Origin of the sequence: Streptomyces sp. NRRL F-2580 (assembly GCF_000720115.1) — a bacterium.
Lineage (GTDB): Bacteria > Actinomycetota > Actinomycetes > Streptomycetales > Streptomycetaceae > Streptomyces.
In genome coordinates this window covers 88,873-105,538 of sequence record NZ_JOIR01000018.1, presented here as the reverse complement: position 1 = coordinate 105,538, position 16,666 = coordinate 88,873, and the positions used below count along the sequence as shown (strand labels likewise).

Genomic DNA, 16,666 nt, shown 5'->3' with positions numbered 1-16,666 from the left:
CTACGAGCCCGCGTCGACCGGCTCGGGGTGGTCCGACTTGACCTGCTCCACGGCGACCGGCAGGAACGCCGCGACGGCGTCGGCCTCTTCGCGCGTCAGGATGAGGACGCTGCTGATGACGACGAGCGAACCCCCCACGCGCACAACGGTCGCGTCGGCGCTTTGCGAGTCGCCCGTACCGCCCGTAACCATCGCTTGGATGACGAGGCTCTCGTCTCCGAGCCGCTCCAGCACCGGCCCACCAGGTCGCGCATGTCCTGCATCGCCTGGTGCGCGCCGTCACCCGGGAACGAGTAGAGCCCGGCGTGAGGGTGGCCGCAGGGCGCCGACTCACAGGCTAAGGATGGCCCCAGCCAGGTCGGGGCCGTACGAGGCCCAGCAGACCACTGAGCCGTCCGTGTCGAGTTGGCCCATGAACCACTCGCCGTCGTCGAGCACGAGGCACAAGTCGTGGAACCCGAGGATTACCTCAGGCTGGAGGGTCGCGTATTCGCTCCGGCCCGGCTCCTCGACCACCACCAGCCTGTCGCGGGAGAGCGCGGTGGCCCTTCGGTCTTGTGAGAGCGCGCGGATCTGCTCGATCGTCCATCCGGTGGGGAGGTGTGTGGTCACCGTCCCATGATCTCAACTGGTGGCATCCCCACGGCATCGGCGGGCGGGGCTCCCGCGCGTATGGACGCGCACGGTTCGGAAGAGCGGCACTGTCAGTCGTCGATCGCCTGGCAGAGCGGCACGGCGACCGCGTTCTACTGCCCGACCGGGCCTGCGCGGTCTTGGACCGGCTCGTCGATCTCGGCTTCGATCCCGACTACGTGACCGGTCAACGGGAGGCTCTGATACTGGCCCGCGCGCTGGTTCCGGAGATCTCCGACAGCTGCCTGACCCGGCTCGAACATTCCCTTGACGATCCCGAGCACGTCGAGCTGACCAAGCGCGGTGGGGAGGCGAGGTCCTGGGATCCGGACGAACCCCGGATCGAGGAGCTGGCGTGGGCGCTGACCGACAAGCCGCTGAGCAACCGTGCGCTGCTGGCGACGCCGACCGGATTTCGGAACCGGTCCGATGCCGCCTCCCGCTACGGGCTGGTCAACCACCCCCGGGAGGACCAGGCGTCGTCCATCGTCCGGTTGAACGCACTGGTCGAGGCGAACCTGCGCGCGGCCGGCATCGCCGTCCCCCACCAGTGACGGCCACCCTCAAGCCTTCGGCCTGAACGCCCCCCGGCGCGATCTGAGCCTGTCGCGGGAAACGCCGAACTCGTTCAGGTCGCGCAGAACCGCCACGGTGCCCGCCACCGCCGGCGCGGGAACCGGGCCGCCCGACATCGCGCGGGCCATCCACGCGGAGGAGCGCAGGGTCTGCGCGACGAAGGCACCGCGGCCCACCCCCAGAGTCCGCAAGGCCGGGCCGTGATCCACCGCGACCAGCACGGCGGCGCCGGCCAGCAGTCCGCGCCATCCGCACGTCACCGCCCGGCGCACAGGCCGGGGCAGCCCGGCGAGGCCCTCCCGCAGGCGTAGGCAGTGGAACGGAACGTGCCGCTCCTCGTCCGCCAGGATCCGGCCCGCGACCTCGGAGGCCAGCGGGTCGGCGACGCCGTCGCGCAGGGCCCGGTAGTACCCCAGCGCCACCACCTCGGCGATCATCAACACCAGTAGCTCCACCCGCAGTCCGAGCAGCCGCCGTACCCGCACGAAGGTCGCGTCGCTCCAGTGTCCGTCGAGGGTGCCCGCCCCGCCGGCTGCCAACAGGAGCTTCAGCATCCGCGCGTGGTTCTGCTCCTCGGCGATGAAGAGCCGGACCGCCTCGGAGTAGACCGGATCACCCGCGAGATCGGCCTTGCCGGAGAGTGCGGAGCCGTCGCCGTCCTCGCCGACCTGGAACTTCTGGATGCTGCGGACGATTTCGGCCGGCAGCCGCGCGCCCTTTCCCCAGTCGGGGTCGCCCAGAGCCGCCCGGCGCTCCCGCTCGGCCTGGAATCCGCTCACCCATGCTCCGTACTCAATTTTGATCATGTTCAAGAATTTAGCGGCTGTTGAGCGCGTTCAAAAGTACTGGAGTGTCATGGCCAGGTAACAGAAGGGCAGCGTGCGCTGTCGGGCCACGCAACCGGCATCGCGGCGCAGCGCGTCTCCGAGTGTGGTGACGTCAGAGGCCGTTGCCCGCCACGCCCGTGTCCATACGAGGTCGAACCGGGTGGTCGAGAGGATCAGGAGCCGTTCCATGCCGGACGAGATCACAGCGCACCCCGCCGCCTGGCCCCCTGCCCCGATCAGGACCGAGCGGCTCGTGCTCCGTGAGTCCGAGGCGCGGGACCGTGCGGCGTTCATCGAGCTGTTCGCCTCGCCGGAGGTGGGCACCCACATCGGCGGCTCCCGACCGCGTGACGAGCTCGAGCGCGCGATGCCCGAGGTGCCGGGGCGGCGTCCCGGCCTTTTCGTGATCGAGCTCGACGGAGCGATGATCGGCATGACGACACTCGATCCGCGCGACGCGGAGCGTCCAGGTCACCTCCGCCCGGAAGGCGGGGAGGCCGAACTCGGCTACATGTTCCTGCCGGACGCGTGGGGGCGCGGGTACGCCGCCGAGGCGTGCGCGGCGGCACTCGACTGGTTCGCCGGCGCGCGGCCCGGCGAGCCGGTGGTACTCACCACCCAGGCCGCCAACGACCGTGCGATGCGCGTCGCGCGGAAGCTGGGGTTCGCCGAGGTGGAGCGGTTCGAGGAGTACGGCGCCGAGCAGTGGTTCGGCGTATGGTCCTCGGCCACGCCGTCCGGCTGAGCTCGCACTCGACAGCGCGGCTCGGGTCCATCGGCACCACACGAGACCCGCGTCCCGTGACGCCGACAGGACCGCGCCGATCGTGCGCTCGGTAACGGTGGCGGAACCCGTCAGGCATCGCGCCTGTCGTCGATCTGAACCTCCAGATGCGGCCAGAGCGTGGCCAGGCGCGAAAGGTCGCCGGCCGCCGGCACGTTCACCCGGCCCAATGACGCGTCCGGCCTGAAGTGGACCAGCGTCCCGGTCGTGCCGTCGGCCTCGACGGGCTCAAGACCGGTGACGGGCACGCCCTGTTCGTAGCGCTGGGTCCAGGCCCCGTTGAGGCGGCGGTTGGTGTGGGCGAGCCACTCGCTGAGGGCCGCAACCACAGACATTCCGCGCCGAGGACGGCCGTCGGGCAGCGCCTCGGCCTGCGGGAAGTCGAAGAACCGGAGATCCTTCGTGGCCATGACCGGCTTCTTCACGACCTGGCCGTGCTCGTCCACGCGGGTGTCGGTGCCCCGCCCGTCGTCCCGTACGGACAGGGAACCGTCGGGATGGAGAACGACGACGCAGCTTCCGCCGCCCCTGCTTGACGCCTCGTCGGCGGCGTAGGCAAGCACCTCGAGGACGAGGTGCCAGGGTCCGTCCGGAGCGAACTCCGCGGGACTCCGTCGGATGTGCGCCAGATGACCGGCATCGACGAGGCCGGACCAATCGTGCGTGGTGTTCTCCCAGGAAGCCCTCGATACGTCCATCAGCCAAGTATCCCGCCTGCTGATGACGGTCTGGAGGCCACCCCCGTGACCGACGCAAACGGGATTCACACGGCAGGTGCGCCTGTTACAGGAGCCTGAACCCGTTCGGCGCACAGCGCACGGCATGGCGTGAATGAACTGCTTATGTGGCTGAAAGCCCCTTGCTCCGACAACGCGGCGGCCGCACCCGGCCCTGCCCCACTCACGTCAACCAGACCTTGACGCTTGCCCCTTACAGGCGAGAGTTACGGACATGTCCGCATTGAGAAACACACCTCACGAGTTGTGGCGGTTGGCGATGGTCCGGGCCAGAGTGTGGCTCCTCGGCAGGACGCCGAGAACCGCACGGAGCCCGCCCGCTCGCACGACGCCGGGCCGGGCTGACTGTTCAAGGAGCCATCTGCATGTCTGCTTCCCCCGCCACCCGCCGTCTCCTCGCCGCGGTCCTGGCCGCCGGTGCCCTGGTCGGCGCGGCCGCCGTCCCGGCCGCAGCCCACGACGACGACCGGCGCGGCCACCACGGCCGGCACTCCTCGATCGTCATCGGCGACGTCCAGCACGACAGCCGCGACCGCGACCGCGACCGCGCCCGCGACAACCGCGCGCTGAACCGCGAATGGGTCGAGGTGAAGAACACCGGCCGGGGCGCCGTCAACCTGCGCGGCTTCACCCTCACCGACGAGGACGGCAACCGCTACCGCTTCGACCACCTCCGCCTGGACGGCCACTCCAGCGTCAAGGTCCACACCGGCAACGGGCGCGACACCCACCGCGACGTCTACCAGGACCGCCGCCACCAGATCTGGGACGAGCGCGACACCGCCACCCTCCGCGACGACCGCGGCCGCGTCATCGACACCGAGAGCTGGGGCCGCCGCGGACACCACGACAACCACCGCCGCTGACCCGGACCGGCAGCCGCTCCATCGGGGAGAGTGACCTGCCGGCCCACCCCGCAGGAGCGTGCCGCGGCAACCAGCCGCGGCACGCTCTTCCCGGTGGTCGGCAGCTGGGCGAGGGACGAGTGTGAAATCGAGAGGCCGTTGTCAGTGCCACCTGAGAGCATCGCTCGTGGCCGGATGGCCGACCACGACGGGGGGAACAGGCATGGACGGCGAGAACACGTACACGTGGCCGCGCGGGGCGGCCGCTTCGGCCATGGCACAGCTTGAGGAGTGGCTGGCCGAGCGCGGCTGGGAGGTCGACCCCACGGTCTACATGGCCGGCGCGGGCGGCGCCGCCGTCCAAGTGCGCCGCGTCGGGGCGGCCTGGGGCGACAGCGAGGCCGGCCTGCTGATCCTGCCCGCGGAAACAGTGCTGTGGGACGGGACCCGCATACGGATCGCACCCCGAACCGCAGCGCCCGCACGGTGCCCCGCCTCGTAGATGCGGCAAGGGGCAAGGATCTCCTTGGCCCCTCGGCGTAGCCGCTGGGCGCGTCCGACGCCGCTACGCGGAGGCAACGACCTCGCCCGCCGTGACCTGCGGCGGGTTGGGGAGGAGCGAAGCGAGGTTCTCCCGCACGAAGTCCGCCGCCCTCTCGATCGACGCGTCGGCGCCCGCACGGTCCTGGAACACGCTGGTCGACACCATCACCCCGTGGCCGGCATCGACCCAGTAGTAGGCCACGAATCCGGGTACCTGGCGCATGATCGGCACGAACCCCTCGTCGACGAGGCGTCCGGCTTCGGCCGGGTCGGTCACGCCTTCGTACCTTCGGACTGCTGCGTACATGGCTGGTCTCCTCAAGGTGCTCGGCGTCGTCGCCGCGACAATGCCCTACCCCGCCCACCCCGTGCCCGCCTCGCTAAACCCCCGCCCATCACCGGAAGAGCCTCCCCCGGTCATACGAACGGTCGGCTGTACGGGCCCGAGCAGACGATCTGGGTTCGTCGCCAAGCCGCTGGTCCCCGCTCGTGCCGAGGGCCTGCCCATGACCTGACGTAGGGTGATCAGCGCGGCGGTACCGCACGACGAACAGCGCCAAGGGACGGACCACCACGATGAAGCTCGGCGAAGCACTGGCGAATCGCGCCGAGGCGGCTCGTCGCGTCGAACAGCTACGGGCCCGCATCGTGGCCAACGCCCGCCACCAAGAGGGCGAGACCCCCGCCGAAGACCCGGCCGCGCTGCTCGCCGAGGTCACCGAGACCCTCGACGACCTCCAGTCCCTGATCCGGCGCATCAACCGGACCAACGCCGCCGTCGACATGGGCGCCGACGGCACCCTCACCGACGCCCTCGCCCGCCGCGACACCCTGCGCCTGCACCACTCCGTGCTCACCTCGGCTGCCGACGCCGCCGCCGGCAGCGGGGAACGAGGCCACGGCCGTCAGCTGCGCTCCGAGCTGCTGGTGCTCCCCGCGCTGCCCGTCGCCGAGCTGCGCGCTCGCGCCGACGACGCCGCCCGCGAGATCCGTGAGATCGACGTACGCATCCAGCGCACCAACTGGGAGGCCGACCTCCTGGACTGAGACCCGCGATGTGGAGCAGGTAGTCACACCGGAGGCGTGCACAACCGAGGGCCGGCGGTTACCGGCCCGGCTGGCGCGCGGAGAGCAGCGCATCGGGTTCGACTCCCGAGATGACAGTGCAGCTCAGCAGCGTGACGAGTCACAGCGCATCGCGCACATTTCATCACCACGTGCAGATCCGATCGTGACGAGGGCGGGTTCGGGGCGTCCACATCGCAGGACGGCGCCCGGTCCGGGGGCTCGCGCTCCCGGACCGGGGCTGACAGTGGGCCCCGGGGTGACCGGCGATGCGGTAGCGCGTTGTCCCGGCATGGAGATGGACGAAGAAGACTTCCTTGGCGTGCTCCTGGACGCCGTCACCGACACCCGCCTGAAGCTGCTCACCGCGGACGAGGCGCGAGCGGTCATGATGCTCCTCGGCGCCCTCGAGGAAGAGACCCGCTCCGAAGAGGTACGCCAGGCCGCCGAAGAGATGCGCTGCCGTCTCGGGTCCCGCCTCGCTCTGCCCGCAGCCCCCAAGCAGCCTCATCGTGATGCGGAGACCATGCTCACGTGAACCGCAACGGATACCGGATGCCTCACCCTTTCCGTCTTCTGCTCCAGGGCTCGGGCGGCCAGGACGAGCAGCCGCTGGAAGTCACCTGGATGAGAGAAGGGGCCCGGCATGGCCGGGCCCCTTCTCTTTGGTAGCGGGGACAGGATTTGAACCTGCGACCTCTGGGTTATGAGCCCAGCGAGCTACCGAGCTGCTCCACCCCGCGTCGGTAGTGCCACTTTACACAGTGATCCTGGCGGGGCAGCACGCGTTTACATCCGTCAGCCGCGGATGATGTTCTCGGCCTGGGGGCCCTTCTGGCCCTGGGCGACCTCGAAGGTGACCGGCTCGCCTTCGGTCAGCTCGCGGTATCCGTTGCCGGAGATGTTGGAATAGTGGGCGAAGACGTCCGGGCCGCCGCCGTCCTGGGCGATGAATCCGAAGCCCTTCTCGGCGTTGAACCACTTCACGGTGCCGCTGGCCATGCTGCTTGTCCTTCGATAGCGCCGGGGGTCCCGGCTGGTCTGTGGTCGGGCCCCGTCCGTCACCGGAAGGCACCCGGCGTCCGTTCTACCCGTCGACGGGGCAACCATCCGACTTTTGCGCCCAGCGTGCCGTGACACTTTCTCCTTTTTTGCCCTTCCCGCAGCAGCCGTGGACAGCGCTGCGGGCGCACTCATTTGAAAGCAAAACGACATTTGCTGCATATTTTTGCAACCTGGGAGTCGCGAAGCGCATCCAAAGAGAAGGACCCACCCGTTCTGCCCGCCCGAGGGCAGCCGCCCCGTTCGGAGCAAAGTTCGTGCACGAATACCCGCAGCCGCATTCGCAGCCGCAGCGACCCAGGCGATCCCGCAAGAAGGTGTGGATCGGCTCCGGGGTGGCCGTGGCCCTGCTCGCCGGCGCCGGCGCCGGGTTGATCTGCTGGACGACGGACTGGTTCGACGGGAACGGAGAGTCCGTCAGCTACGGGAAGCCTCCTGCCGGACCGGACAAGAACGGGGACAAGGGCAAGGAGACCGGCGGCGGGAAGCCGGCCTCGGCCCCGAGCGTGGACCCGGACATATCCCTCCCCACCGGTCCGTTCACCGACTTCAAGCAGACGGTCAAGCTGGACGACGGCACCCGAATATCCAAGGCCCGGGTGAAGGGCGCCAAGTCCGGCTTCGACGGCAGCGTCTGGGTGTGGACGCCCAAGGAGTACGACCGCCCGGAGTACGCGAAGAGCGCCTTCCCCGTCATGATCGCGCTGCCCGGAGGCAACGGGAACGCCGACAACTACTGGGCGACCATGCCGAAGCTGGGCCTCCAGAAGGCCATCGCCGAGGGCGCCGCCACCGGCAAGAGCCTCCCGTACATCCTGGTCATGCCGATCCTCAACCCGGACAGCAAGTACTACTACGACGGCTCCGACATCCCCGGCCAGGCCAAGATGGGCACCTGGATCGGCGAGGACGTACCCGACCTCGCCCGCGCCAACTTCCGTACCTACAAGTCCCGCGACGGCTGGGCCTTCATGGGCAACTCCTCCGGCGCCTTCGTCGGCCTCAAGCAGCTCCTGCAGAGGCCGGACCGCTTCCGGGCCGTCATCGCCAACGGCGGCGAGATCGTCCCGGACTCCCCGCTCTGGAAGGGACACCAGGCGGAAATGGACGCGAACAACCCCGAGAAGCTCGCCCCCAAGCTGATCAACGGCAAGGGCCCCGAGGTGAACGTCCTCTTCCAGTACGGCACCAAGGAGGGCGGCCGCGACCGGATGGAGAAGTTCCAACAGCAGTTCGGGAAGGGCCCGATCAAGGTGACGATCCACGAGATCCAGGGCGGCGACCACAACGGCTGGGACTACGTCCGAGGCATGCAGGAAGGCCCCCTGGAAGAGCTCAGCAAGCTGATGAAGGGCCCGAAGCCGCAATAGGGGGCGCACCAGGCTTCGGCGGGCCCGTCCTCCGACGAGAGGACGGGCCCCGGGGCCACCCCCGGTGCCCACGAGACCTGCGGTCTCGACCGACAGCCGGGTCTTGCCGACGCCTCCGGGCCCGTCAGGGTGACCAGCCGCGCCACCCATAGCATCTCGGCGACCTCGACGACCTCGTCTGCGCGGCCCACGAAGCTCACCAGCCGGGCGGGCGGGGCCGGTCCGCAGCGGGTCCGACGTGACCCGACAGTCGCGGCGGGCGCTCACCGACGCTCACCACGGGCTCGCCGGGCACCTCGGCACCTCGGCACCGGTGAACAGCCTGACGGCCGCATGGCCGAGCGTGTGCCGTGCCCGGCTCGGGGTACCCGGAGCCCTCGACGCCGCCGTTCAACCGTGCCGGCGCGGGACCTGTGAGGGACTCCGCGGCGGGGGCCCCGGGTGCGGGCGGGCGGGTCGGCGACCGCTACCGTCGTGGTCCGAGGAGGGAGCCACATGCCCCGCACGTTCAGCGTTTGCGACACCATCATCGTCGCGGCCGACCCGTCGACGGTCTACCAGCACGTTTCCGACCCCGCTCTCATGGGCCGCTGGAGCCCGGAGAACCTGGGCGCGACCCCCGCCGAGGGACCCGGCACCGCGACGAGGGCCGGGATGGTCTTCGACGGTCACAACAAGCGCGGTCCGTTCCGTTGGACGACCCGCTGCACGGTGACGGCCGCCGACCCGGAAGAGGTCTTCCGGTTCAAGGTGCACGCCATCGGCCTGCGCCGCCCGTGGCTGCGCGGCCCGATCGCCACCTGGGAGTACCGTTTCACCGCCGTACCCGGGGGCACCGAGGTGACGGAGACATGGACCGACGACCGGCGCGGCTGGCCCGACCCGGCGGCCAACGCGTTCGACAGGATCGCGACGCGCGGACACACCTTCGCCGAGTTCCAGCGCAAGAACATCCGAGCCACCCTGCGCAACCTGAAGTCGGAGTTGGAGGCACACCCCGCCGCCCCCTAGGGCTCGGCTCCTTCGGGCAGCCTGTGGCCGCCGACCGCTAATTGGTTTGCTGCCGACCAGCCTGCTCGGATAGGAACCTTGCATGCTAAGGGGCACCAAGGTCGGGCTCAGAGCCCGGCACGACGACGACATCCCGATCCTGCAGACCGAGCTCCACGACGACGTGGTCAACTACTCGCGGTCCGAACTGCGGCCGTGGCGGCCGATCACGCCCGGCTCGAAGGACTCGCGGCTCGTGGTGGACGACAACGAGCAGGGGCACGTCTCGTTCTCCGTGGTGGAGCTGGACGGCGGCACGCTCGCCGGTACCGCGACGTTGTGGGGCATCGACAACCACAACAGGTCCGCGCACATCGGGCTCGGGCTGCGGCCGTCCTGCCGCGGCAAGGGCTACGGCACCGACGTGGTCGCGGTGATGTGCCACTACGGCTTCATCGTCCGTGGCCTGCAGCGGCTGCAGATCGAGACGCTGTCGGACAACGCCGCGATGCTGCGCTCCGCCGAGCGCAACGGCTTCGTCCGCGAGGGCGTGCTGCGCTCCTCGGCCTGGGTGATGGGCGAGTTCCTGGACGACGTGGTGCTCGGACTCCTCGTCCAGGACTGGAAGCCGGACCCGACGGGGGAAGGCTGACGTCTGGCCTCGCCGACCAGCGGGAACTTGACCAGGCTCCGTGCGTGGCGGAGGGTGGGCCGGTCCGCCCCGAGTGGGTCTCGCACCCCACCACCTCGAAAGTAGAGCCCTTCCATGCCTGCACACCGCGAGTCCGTGTGCGTCCGCCCTGACCCACGTCGCCTCCTGGTGTCTGCTGTCCCCGCCGTTCTCGTGGCGCTCACGCAAGGTCTCACCAGCGACGGCAGGGTGCTGCCGAGACCGGTCTGGCTTGTCCTCGGGGCCGCGTCCGTTGTCTTCTCCTTCGCCCTGCACTGGCTTCTCGCCGTCTCGGTGGCGGACGGATACGTCGCCGTGCGCCTGGGCCTCACGCCGCGACGGCTACCGCTGGCCGACCTCGACAGCGTCGAGGTGAAGGAGATGGGGCGCCTCGGGCATGTGATCCGCTGTCGTCAGGCCGGCGAACCGGAGCTCAAGGTCCCGCTGACCATGATGCGGCCGAGTGACCAACGGCTGGTGATCGAGGCCATCCGCGCTGCGGTCCGGCCGGGTGTTCTACGGGGCGGCGCTGCCCTGGGGGCCTTCGCCGAGACGCCTTAGACCACCTACGCAGCAGGCCGCTGCCGCTGCTCGTGCAGGCGGCCTCCAGAGCCGGCCGAGGCACGAGGCATCGGCCGGCCGGGGCTACGGGTGGGCCGGGGCTACGGGTGGGCCGGTTCTCCAGTGCTGACTACGCGAGCCAGAGCGAGCTGCGCCGATGACGTGCCGGCGGTATGTCCACGGTGTCCGCGGCATCGAGTGCGAGTTCATCGGCGGTGGAACGCACCAGCCTCAGGAGCGTCCCCACTTGGGCGCGCAGCCGCTGTCGCGCCCGGCGTTCCTCCTCCGCAGACCACCGGGCGACGGAGCGGTCCTGCTGGTGTCGGGGGAACGAGTAGACGTCCACCGTGCGGCGCACCACGTGAGGTTGAGGCCTTCTGGACTCTCGTGTCGCCTCGCGGAAGGTGTGGGCGCTGTACCTGAGGTCGTAGAGAACCACGGAACGCCAAGGATCTCCTGATGTGCGCTCGTGCGCACTCTGGCTGCGTGAAGGGGGGAGATGGTGAGCGGTGCGTGTCACGGGACGGACTCCGTTCGCAGCAACCGCCAGGTACTTCCTGGCGGGCTACCTGAAGCCCGTCGGCCCTGTCGAACGTTCGTTGTCCATGCGCGCAACCCTATCGATGAGTCCCCGTGTCAGGGTGAGTCTTCGTAGCGGGCGGCCATCGCTGCGGCGCGGTTGCGCAGGGAGGTGCGCAGCGACCGCGGGGCCAGGGCTTCCGCGTCCGTGCCGAGCTGCCACAGCGCCCAGTCCGCGTGCCGGAAGTCCTGGAAGGTCACCTCCAGCCGTAGCCAGCCGTCCGCGTCGGGTTCTTCCGCGCGGACGGCCAGCGCGGTGTCCAGCAGCTCCTCCCGCCGCGCCGGGTTCATCCGTACCAGCACGGTGATGTGGTCACCGCCGGAGAGGAACTGCGCGGAGCGTTCCTGCCAGATCCGGTCCAGATCGACCCGGTTCGGTCGCTGTGCCGGTTCGGGGAGTTCCTCGGCGGCCAGCACCCGCGACAGCCGGTAGGTACGGTCTTCGCCGGATCTCGTGGCCAGCAGGTATCCCCGGTCTCGTACGGTGACCAGGCCGATCGGGTCCACCGTGCGCCACTGCGGCGCCCGGCCCGTGGCCGCGTAGTGGATGCGCAGCTTGTGTCCGGCGAGCACCGCGCGCCTGACCTCGACCATGGTGGTGCCGGGCACCTCCTCGGCGACCGGCCGGCGGCGCGAGAGCAGATCGGCCTCCGGGTCGACGAGGAAGCGCTGGGCCGCGTCGTGCGCCGAGGTCCGGTGACCTTCGGGCAGTGCGTCGACCACCTTGCGCATGGCCGAGGCGAGTGCCGAGCCGAGCCCGAAGACCTGCTCGCCGCGGCCCGCTCCGGCGGTCAGCAAGGCGAGGGCCTCGTCGTGGTTCAGTCCGGCGAGCTTGGTCTGGAAACCGGGCAACAGCGCGAACCCGCCGTGCCTGCCGCGTTCGGCGTAGACCGGGACGCCGGCCGCGGACAGCGCCTCGATGTCGCGCAGCACGGTACGGGTGGACACGTCCAGCTCGCGGGCCAGTGTGTCCGCCGTCAGCCGACCGCGCTGGCGCAGGAGCAGCACCAGGGAGACCAGCCTGTCGGCACGCATACGAGAACGTTAGAGGAATACATGACGGAGGGTGTCGTGATTTGTTGCGAGGCTCGTTGACGCGACGTCAAAGCTGGTCGTCCGGCCGGCGGATGGACGTGCGTACCGCCGATGAATCGCATCGAATCGAATGGAATGGAGCTGATGTGGCAGTGGAGCGAACAGCGGTCAACCCGGTGACGTGGTCGCAGGAGCTGGGATTCAACCAGGGTGAGCTCCTCTCCGGGCACACCCGGACCTTGTACGTCTCGGGGCAGACGGCGATGAGCGCCGACGGCAAGCCCCAGCACGACGGCGACATGGCCGCGCAGTTGGCGCTGAGCGTCGACAACCTGGAGGCCGTGCTCGGCGCGGCCGGCATGTCCCTCGCGAACCTCGTACGGCTGAACGTCTACACGACCGACGTCGATGTGCTCTTCCAGCACTACGGCGTGCTCGCGGGGCGGCTGGGTGCCGCCGGGGTGGCGCCGACCTCCACGATGCTCGGGGTGACGCGATTGGCGATCCCCGGCCAGATGGTCGAGCTTGAAGGGACCGCCGTCGCGTAATGCGACCGCGCCGCCCCTGCTCCTCGTGCCGGTTCCCGACCGGCACGAGGAGCGGGGCGGCCAGGTGGGTGATCACCTGTGCGCAGTGGGACCCCTGCCGGGGCTGCGCCCGCGTCGTGGGTCGATGCGGGTCCGTGGGGTGGGTCAGGCGTGGGGGCCCACCGTGAGTTTGTCGAGGGTGAGGTCGGCGGTTGCCTCCAGGAGGACCGGGTCAAGTCCCCTTGTGTGCTGCGACGCCTGCTCGCGCAGGGCGTGGACGAGCGCCGTGACGTGGGGTCGGTCGCTGCGCCTGATCGCGGCGACGCCGATGTGCCGGATCGGCCCCGGCGACGTGATCGGGACGGTGCGCAGGCCCGGGATCTCGGGGGCGAGCGCGATGGAGGGGATCAGGGAGATCCCCAGGCCCGCGGCGACGAGCGAGCGGGCGAAGAAGTAGTCGGTGGTGGTGCCGCGGACGTCCGGGGCGAAGCCGGCGCGCTCGGCGTAGCGGCGCAGGTAGGCCTCGGTCTTCAGGCAGCCGAGCACCCAGGGTTCGGCCGCCAGCTCGGCGAGGTCGAGCGTGTCGCGGTGGGCGAGTTGATGCCCTTGGGGCAGGACGACGTGGAGGGGGTCTTCCAGGAGCGGCGTCCACTGGAGGCCGGCACTGGGGCCCGGACCGACGGGGAGCGGGCCGTCGAAGTGGTAGGCGAGGGCGAGGTCCACGGCGCCTTGGCGGACGAGCGGCAGGGTGTCCTCGGGTTCGCCCTCCCTGATGTGGAGGACCGTGTGGGGATGGCTTGCCATGAGCCGGGGGAGGGCGGCGGGCAGCAGGAGCCGGCCGCCGCTGGTGAAGGTGGCGACGGTGAGTTGGGTACGGCCGGTGCTGAGCCGGGCGACCTGCTGTCGTGCGTGTTCGAGCTCTGCGGCGACGGATTCCGCGGCACCGACCATGATCTGGCCGGCCTGCGTCAGGGTGACGCCACGGGTGCTGCGGGCGACGACCTGGGCGCCGAGGCTGCGCTCCAGGGCGGCCACGTGCTGCGAGACTGCCGAGGGAGTGAGGCGGAGGGCCGTGGCCGCCTGGTTGAAGCTGCCGTGCTCCGCCACTGCCCGCAGGACGCGGAGCCGTTGCACATCGATCAACAGTTTTCCTTAATACGAATCCAGTAGGTCGTGACTTCTGCTGGCGACGATAGGTCTCCAGGATGGGGGCATGCAAAGGATCTGCGTCATCGGCGGAAGCCGGTACTTCGGAAAGCTCCTGGTGAAGCGCCTGCAGGATGCGGGCCACCGGGTCACGGTGATCAACCGCGGCTCCACCCCGCCACCCGCCGGTGTCGAGCACCTCGTTGTCGACAGGAACGACGAGACCGCCCTGACGGCCGCGCTCGGCTCCCGTACCTTCGACGTCGTGGTGGACCAGGTCTGCTACACCCCCGTGCAGGCCGACATCGCCGCCCGTGCCTTCGCCGGCCGCACCCGGCGCTACGTCATGACCTCCACGATCGAGGTCTACGACCCCGCGACCGCCGCGCTGCCGGCGGTGCCGCCGGGCACGCCGGTGCCGGAGGAGAACGTGGACCCGGCCGGCTGGCTGGCGGTCACGGACCTTCCCTGGCACGACGACGCGTACCTGCGGGCGCGCTACGCCGAGGGCAAGCGCCAGGCGGAGGCCGTCCTCGCCCGCGCCGGCGGCTTCGTGTTCGCCAGTGTGCGCAGCGCCCATGTACTCGGCGGCGGCGCGCGGGAGTTCACCGGCCGGCTGGCGCACTACGTCGGGCGCATCAGCAGGGGCGAAGAGGTCACGGTGCACGCGAAGGCGCTGCCCACGGTCTTCATCCACTACGAGGAGCTGGCGGAGCTGCTGCGGTGGGCGGCCACGGCCGACTTCACCGGTCCGGTCAACGCTTGTTCCGACGGTCCGCTCGACGTACGCGACCTCGGCGCCGTCATCGCCGCGCAGGCGGGCCGGGAGCCCGTCTACCGGGCGGTCGGGGCGGGCGAGGAGGCTTCGCCGTTCTCCTTCGACCGCCACTACGCCATGAGCAACGCCCGCGCGAAGGGGCTGGGATTCTCCTTCTCCCACACCGCCGACTGGCTGCCCGGCGCCGTCGCCGAGGCCCTCAGCGCCGAGCCGTCACCCACCACCTGAGGAGCTGAGAAACCATGCAGTACCGCACCATCGCCCGCACCGCCGTCAGCGCCATCGGCCTGGGTGCCATGCCGCTGTCCATCGAGCACCGTCCGGACGAGGCGCGGGCCATCGCCACCGTCCACGCCGCCCTCGACGCCGGTGTCACCCTCATCGACACCGCCGACAGCTACCACTGGCACGCCGGTGAGGCGGGCCACAACGAGCTGCTGATCGCCCGCGCCCTGGCCCGCTACGGCGGCGACACCTCCGACGTCCTGGTGGCCACCAAGGGCGGCCGCGGCCGCCCCGGCGACGGCAGCTGGACCGTCACCGCCACGCCCGCCCACCTGAAGCGGGCCGCCCAGGCCTCCGCGAAGCGCCTGGGCGTCGACGCGATCGGCCTGTACCAGCTGCACAAGCCGGACCCGGCCGTGCCGTGGGCGGAGTCCGTCGGTGCGCTGCGTGAGTTGCTCGACGCCGGCACGATCCGCGCTGCGGGGATCTCCAACGTCACGACCGCCCAGATCCGCCAGGCGCACCAGATCCTCGGCGACGGCCTCGTCTCCGTACAGAACCAGTACTCGCCCGCCGTCCGCGACAGTGAGCCCGAGCTGCGCCTGAGTACGCGGCTGGGTCTGGCCTTTCTGCCCTGGAGTCCGCTCGGTGGCATCGCCCGCAGCTCCCTCGACGGCCCGTCCGGCCCCACCTCCGTCGGCACCGCCTTCCACCGCGTCGCGGCCGAGCGCGGCGTCAGCCCGCAGCAGGTCGCGCTGGCGTGGCTGCTCGCCCGCTCCCCCGCGGTGATCCCGGTACCGGGCGCCAGCCGCCCGACCTCCATCACCGACTCGGCCGGGGCGGTGGAGCTCACGCTGAGCACGGAGGAGCTGGCGCGGCTCGAGCACACGGCACTGCCGGGCTGAGGTGGGCCAGCATCGCGCTTGATCATCATCGGGCCGGCTGCCAGGATCATCTGACGGGGCGACAGTCAGGTGGGCTGGTCCGATGAACTCGGGGGAACGGGACATGCGTTTGAGGTCCGGCATTGGTTCGAAGGCGGCAGCCCTGGTGGTACTGGCGGCCTTCGCCGCCGGCTGCGGAGGGGGCGGCTCCGATGCCACCGCGGAGAAGCCGCCGACCGCCGACAAGTCGGCAGCAGGTACGAACGGCGCGGGTACGGGTACGGGTACGGGCACGGAGAAGCCGAAGGGTGGTACGGGGGGCTTCGGCGCCCTGTTCAACACCGAGAAGAGCATCCAGGCGGCGCTCCCCGACCCGGGGTCGATGAGGGGCTGGACCCCGAAGACCGGCCGGGCACACATCGTGGACCAGCCCAAGTCCGCAGCCGATTGCGGACCGGACCCGGATTGGGAGTGCGCCGCCATCGCGAACGGCTTGGCGTCCTTCGAGGAGTTCGGGGAAACCGCCGCCTTCACCATCACCGCCTTCACCGACCAGAAGGCCGCCGAGGCCGCATGCCTCAAGGAGAAGGACTCGTCGGCCAAATACACCAAGGCGGATGTGTCTCCCGTTCCCGGCGTCGGGAGCAGCCACGCGTACTACCGCAACGCAGGTGGCTTGGACGGCCTCAACCTCACCATGTGTCTGGGCACGGTCATCGCCGAGGTAAGGCTGGAAGGCGGCGGCAGCGACCTGAGCCCGACCACCTCCCACAACCTGGCCCAGATCTTCGTTTCCCGCATCCAGAAGGCCGCCGCAGCCTCCTGAAAC

At 70.3% G+C, this 16,666-nt stretch carries 23 protein-coding genes and 1 tRNA gene; 14 read left to right on the top strand and 10 right to left on the bottom strand.

Annotation, left to right across the window (positions count from 1 at the left end; translation table 11 throughout):
* A complete protein-coding gene (locus tag IF88_RS46610; RefSeq protein ID WP_158754484.1) occupies window positions 1–138 on the bottom strand; it encodes a hypothetical protein in 138 nt (45 codons plus the stop codon).
* A 192-nt stretch (window positions 139–330) separates the two neighbouring features.
* The gene (locus IF88_RS0121280; protein WP_051837253.1) at window positions 331–612 is read right to left on the bottom strand and encodes a hypothetical protein; all 282 of its coding nucleotides are present in this window, start codon (window positions 610–612) and stop codon (window positions 331–333) included.
* A gap of 161 nt (window positions 613–773) precedes the next feature.
* Between IF88_RS0121280 and IF88_RS0121275 the strand changes: the two genes are divergently transcribed.
* The gene (locus IF88_RS0121275; protein WP_199808108.1) at window positions 774–1,187 is read left to right on the top strand and encodes a hypothetical protein; all 414 of its coding nucleotides are present in this window, start codon (window positions 774–776) and stop codon (window positions 1,185–1,187) included.
* Between the two features lie 9 nt (window positions 1,188–1,196).
* On the opposite strand, the gene IF88_RS0121270 is transcribed toward IF88_RS0121275, so the two are convergent.
* A complete protein-coding gene (locus IF88_RS0121270) occupies window positions 1,197–2,015 on the bottom strand; it encodes a ferritin-like domain-containing protein (protein ID WP_234323628.1) in 819 nt (272 codons plus the stop codon).
* 208 nt (window positions 2,016–2,223) lie between these two features.
* Between IF88_RS0121270 and IF88_RS0121265 the strand changes: the two genes are divergently transcribed.
* The gene (locus IF88_RS0121265) at window positions 2,224–2,781 is read left to right on the top strand and encodes a GNAT family N-acetyltransferase (RefSeq protein WP_030714613.1); all 558 of its coding nucleotides are present in this window, start codon (window positions 2,224–2,226) and stop codon (window positions 2,779–2,781) included.
* A gap of 110 nt (window positions 2,782–2,891) precedes the next feature.
* Here IF88_RS0121265 and IF88_RS0121260 read toward each other — a convergent pair whose 3' ends face one another.
* A complete protein-coding gene (locus IF88_RS0121260) occupies window positions 2,892–3,518 on the bottom strand; it encodes an ATP-binding protein (RefSeq protein WP_199808107.1) in 627 nt (208 codons plus the stop codon).
* A 404-nt stretch (window positions 3,519–3,922) separates the two neighbouring features.
* On the opposite strand from IF88_RS0121260, the gene IF88_RS0121255 reads away from it, so the two are divergent.
* Window positions 3,923–4,423, top strand: coding sequence for a lamin tail domain-containing protein (locus tag IF88_RS0121255; RefSeq protein WP_030714608.1), 501 nt, complete (start codon window positions 3,923–3,925; stop codon window positions 4,421–4,423).
* Window positions 4,424–4,625: 202 nt separating this feature from the next.
* The gene (locus IF88_RS0121250; RefSeq protein WP_030714606.1) at window positions 4,626–4,904 is read left to right on the top strand and encodes a hypothetical protein; all 279 of its coding nucleotides are present in this window, start codon (window positions 4,626–4,628) and stop codon (window positions 4,902–4,904) included.
* A gap of 63 nt (window positions 4,905–4,967) precedes the next feature.
* Here IF88_RS0121250 and IF88_RS0121245 read toward each other — a convergent pair whose 3' ends face one another.
* Window positions 4,968–5,252, bottom strand: a complete 285-nt coding sequence (locus IF88_RS0121245; RefSeq protein ID WP_030714604.1) for a hypothetical protein — start codon at window positions 5,250–5,252, stop codon at window positions 4,968–4,970.
* Between the two features lie 269 nt (window positions 5,253–5,521).
* Between IF88_RS0121245 and IF88_RS0121240 the strand changes: the two genes are divergently transcribed.
* Window positions 5,522–5,992, top strand: a complete 471-nt coding sequence (locus IF88_RS0121240) for a DIP1984 family protein (RefSeq protein ID WP_030714601.1) — start codon at window positions 5,522–5,524, stop codon at window positions 5,990–5,992.
* 310 nt (window positions 5,993–6,302) lie between these two features.
* The gene (locus IF88_RS0121235; protein ID WP_030714598.1) at window positions 6,303–6,548 is read left to right on the top strand and encodes a hypothetical protein; all 246 of its coding nucleotides are present in this window, start codon (window positions 6,303–6,305) and stop codon (window positions 6,546–6,548) included.
* A 128-nt stretch (window positions 6,549–6,676) separates the two neighbouring features.
* On the opposite strand, the gene IF88_RS0121230 is transcribed toward IF88_RS0121235, so the two are convergent.
* Window positions 6,677–6,753 (bottom strand) — tRNA-Met (locus IF88_RS0121230).
* A gap of 55 nt (window positions 6,754–6,808) precedes the next feature.
* Entirely contained in the window at window positions 6,809–7,012 is a 204-nt protein-coding gene (locus IF88_RS0121225; RefSeq protein WP_030714595.1) for a cold-shock protein, read from the bottom strand.
* A 317-nt stretch (window positions 7,013–7,329) separates the two neighbouring features.
* On the opposite strand from IF88_RS0121225, the gene IF88_RS0121220 reads away from it, so the two are divergent.
* The 4 genes from IF88_RS0121220 (at window position 7,330) to IF88_RS0121205 (ending at window position 10,663) form a co-directional block, all read left to right on the top strand.
* Entirely contained in the window at window positions 7,330–8,442 is a 1,113-nt protein-coding gene (locus IF88_RS0121220) for an alpha/beta hydrolase (protein ID WP_030714592.1), read from the top strand.
* 495 nt (window positions 8,443–8,937) lie between these two features.
* Window positions 8,938–9,453, top strand: a complete 516-nt coding sequence (locus IF88_RS0121215) for an SRPBCC family protein (protein WP_030714589.1) — start codon at window positions 8,938–8,940, stop codon at window positions 9,451–9,453.
* A gap of 82 nt (window positions 9,454–9,535) precedes the next feature.
* Window positions 9,536–10,084: a GNAT family N-acetyltransferase gene (locus IF88_RS0121210; protein ID WP_030714585.1), complete on the top strand. Its 549-nt coding sequence runs from the start codon at window positions 9,536–9,538 to the stop codon at window positions 10,082–10,084.
* A gap of 168 nt (window positions 10,085–10,252) precedes the next feature.
* Window positions 10,253–10,663 carry a hypothetical protein gene (locus IF88_RS0121205; RefSeq protein ID WP_158754482.1) on the top strand — a complete coding sequence of 137 codons (411 nt, stop codon included), beginning with the start codon at window positions 10,253–10,255 and terminating at the stop codon, window positions 10,661–10,663.
* Between the two features lie 130 nt (window positions 10,664–10,793).
* On the opposite strand, the gene IF88_RS0121200 is transcribed toward IF88_RS0121205, so the two are convergent.
* Together IF88_RS0121200 and IF88_RS0121195 are read right to left on the bottom strand one after the other, a co-directional pair.
* On the bottom strand, window positions 10,794–11,021 hold the full coding sequence (locus IF88_RS0121200) for a hypothetical protein (RefSeq protein WP_234323627.1): 228 nt from the start codon (window positions 11,019–11,021) through the stop codon (window positions 10,794–10,796).
* Between the two features lie 278 nt (window positions 11,022–11,299).
* Complete coding sequence (locus IF88_RS0121195; protein WP_030714575.1) at window positions 11,300–12,277, bottom strand: helix-turn-helix transcriptional regulator; 978 nt, start codon at window positions 12,275–12,277, stop codon at window positions 11,300–11,302.
* Window positions 12,278–12,429: 152 nt separating this feature from the next.
* Here IF88_RS0121195 and IF88_RS0121190 point away from each other — a divergent pair, with 152 nt between their 5' ends.
* Window positions 12,430–12,825: a RidA family protein gene (locus IF88_RS0121190; protein WP_030714573.1), complete on the top strand. Its 396-nt coding sequence runs from the start codon at window positions 12,430–12,432 to the stop codon at window positions 12,823–12,825.
* A 144-nt stretch (window positions 12,826–12,969) separates the two neighbouring features.
* On the opposite strand, the gene IF88_RS0121185 is transcribed toward IF88_RS0121190, so the two are convergent.
* Complete coding sequence (locus tag IF88_RS0121185) at window positions 12,970–13,947, bottom strand: LysR family transcriptional regulator (protein WP_078893029.1); 978 nt, start codon at window positions 13,945–13,947, stop codon at window positions 12,970–12,972.
* 70 nt (window positions 13,948–14,017) lie between these two features.
* On the opposite strand from IF88_RS0121185, the gene IF88_RS0121180 reads away from it, so the two are divergent.
* The 3 genes from IF88_RS0121180 (at window position 14,018) to IF88_RS0121170 (ending at window position 16,663) form a co-directional block, all read left to right on the top strand.
* The gene (locus IF88_RS0121180) at window positions 14,018–14,956 is read left to right on the top strand and encodes an NAD-dependent epimerase/dehydratase family protein (protein WP_030714568.1); all 939 of its coding nucleotides are present in this window, start codon (window positions 14,018–14,020) and stop codon (window positions 14,954–14,956) included.
* A 14-nt stretch (window positions 14,957–14,970) separates the two neighbouring features.
* Entirely contained in the window at window positions 14,971–15,858 is an 888-nt protein-coding gene (locus tag IF88_RS0121175; RefSeq protein ID WP_030714566.1) for an aldo/keto reductase, read from the top strand.
* Window positions 15,859–15,961: 103 nt separating this feature from the next.
* Entirely contained in the window at window positions 15,962–16,663 is a 702-nt protein-coding gene (locus IF88_RS0121170; protein WP_158754480.1) for a hypothetical protein, read from the top strand.
* Window positions 16,664–16,666 lie beyond the last annotated feature (3 nt).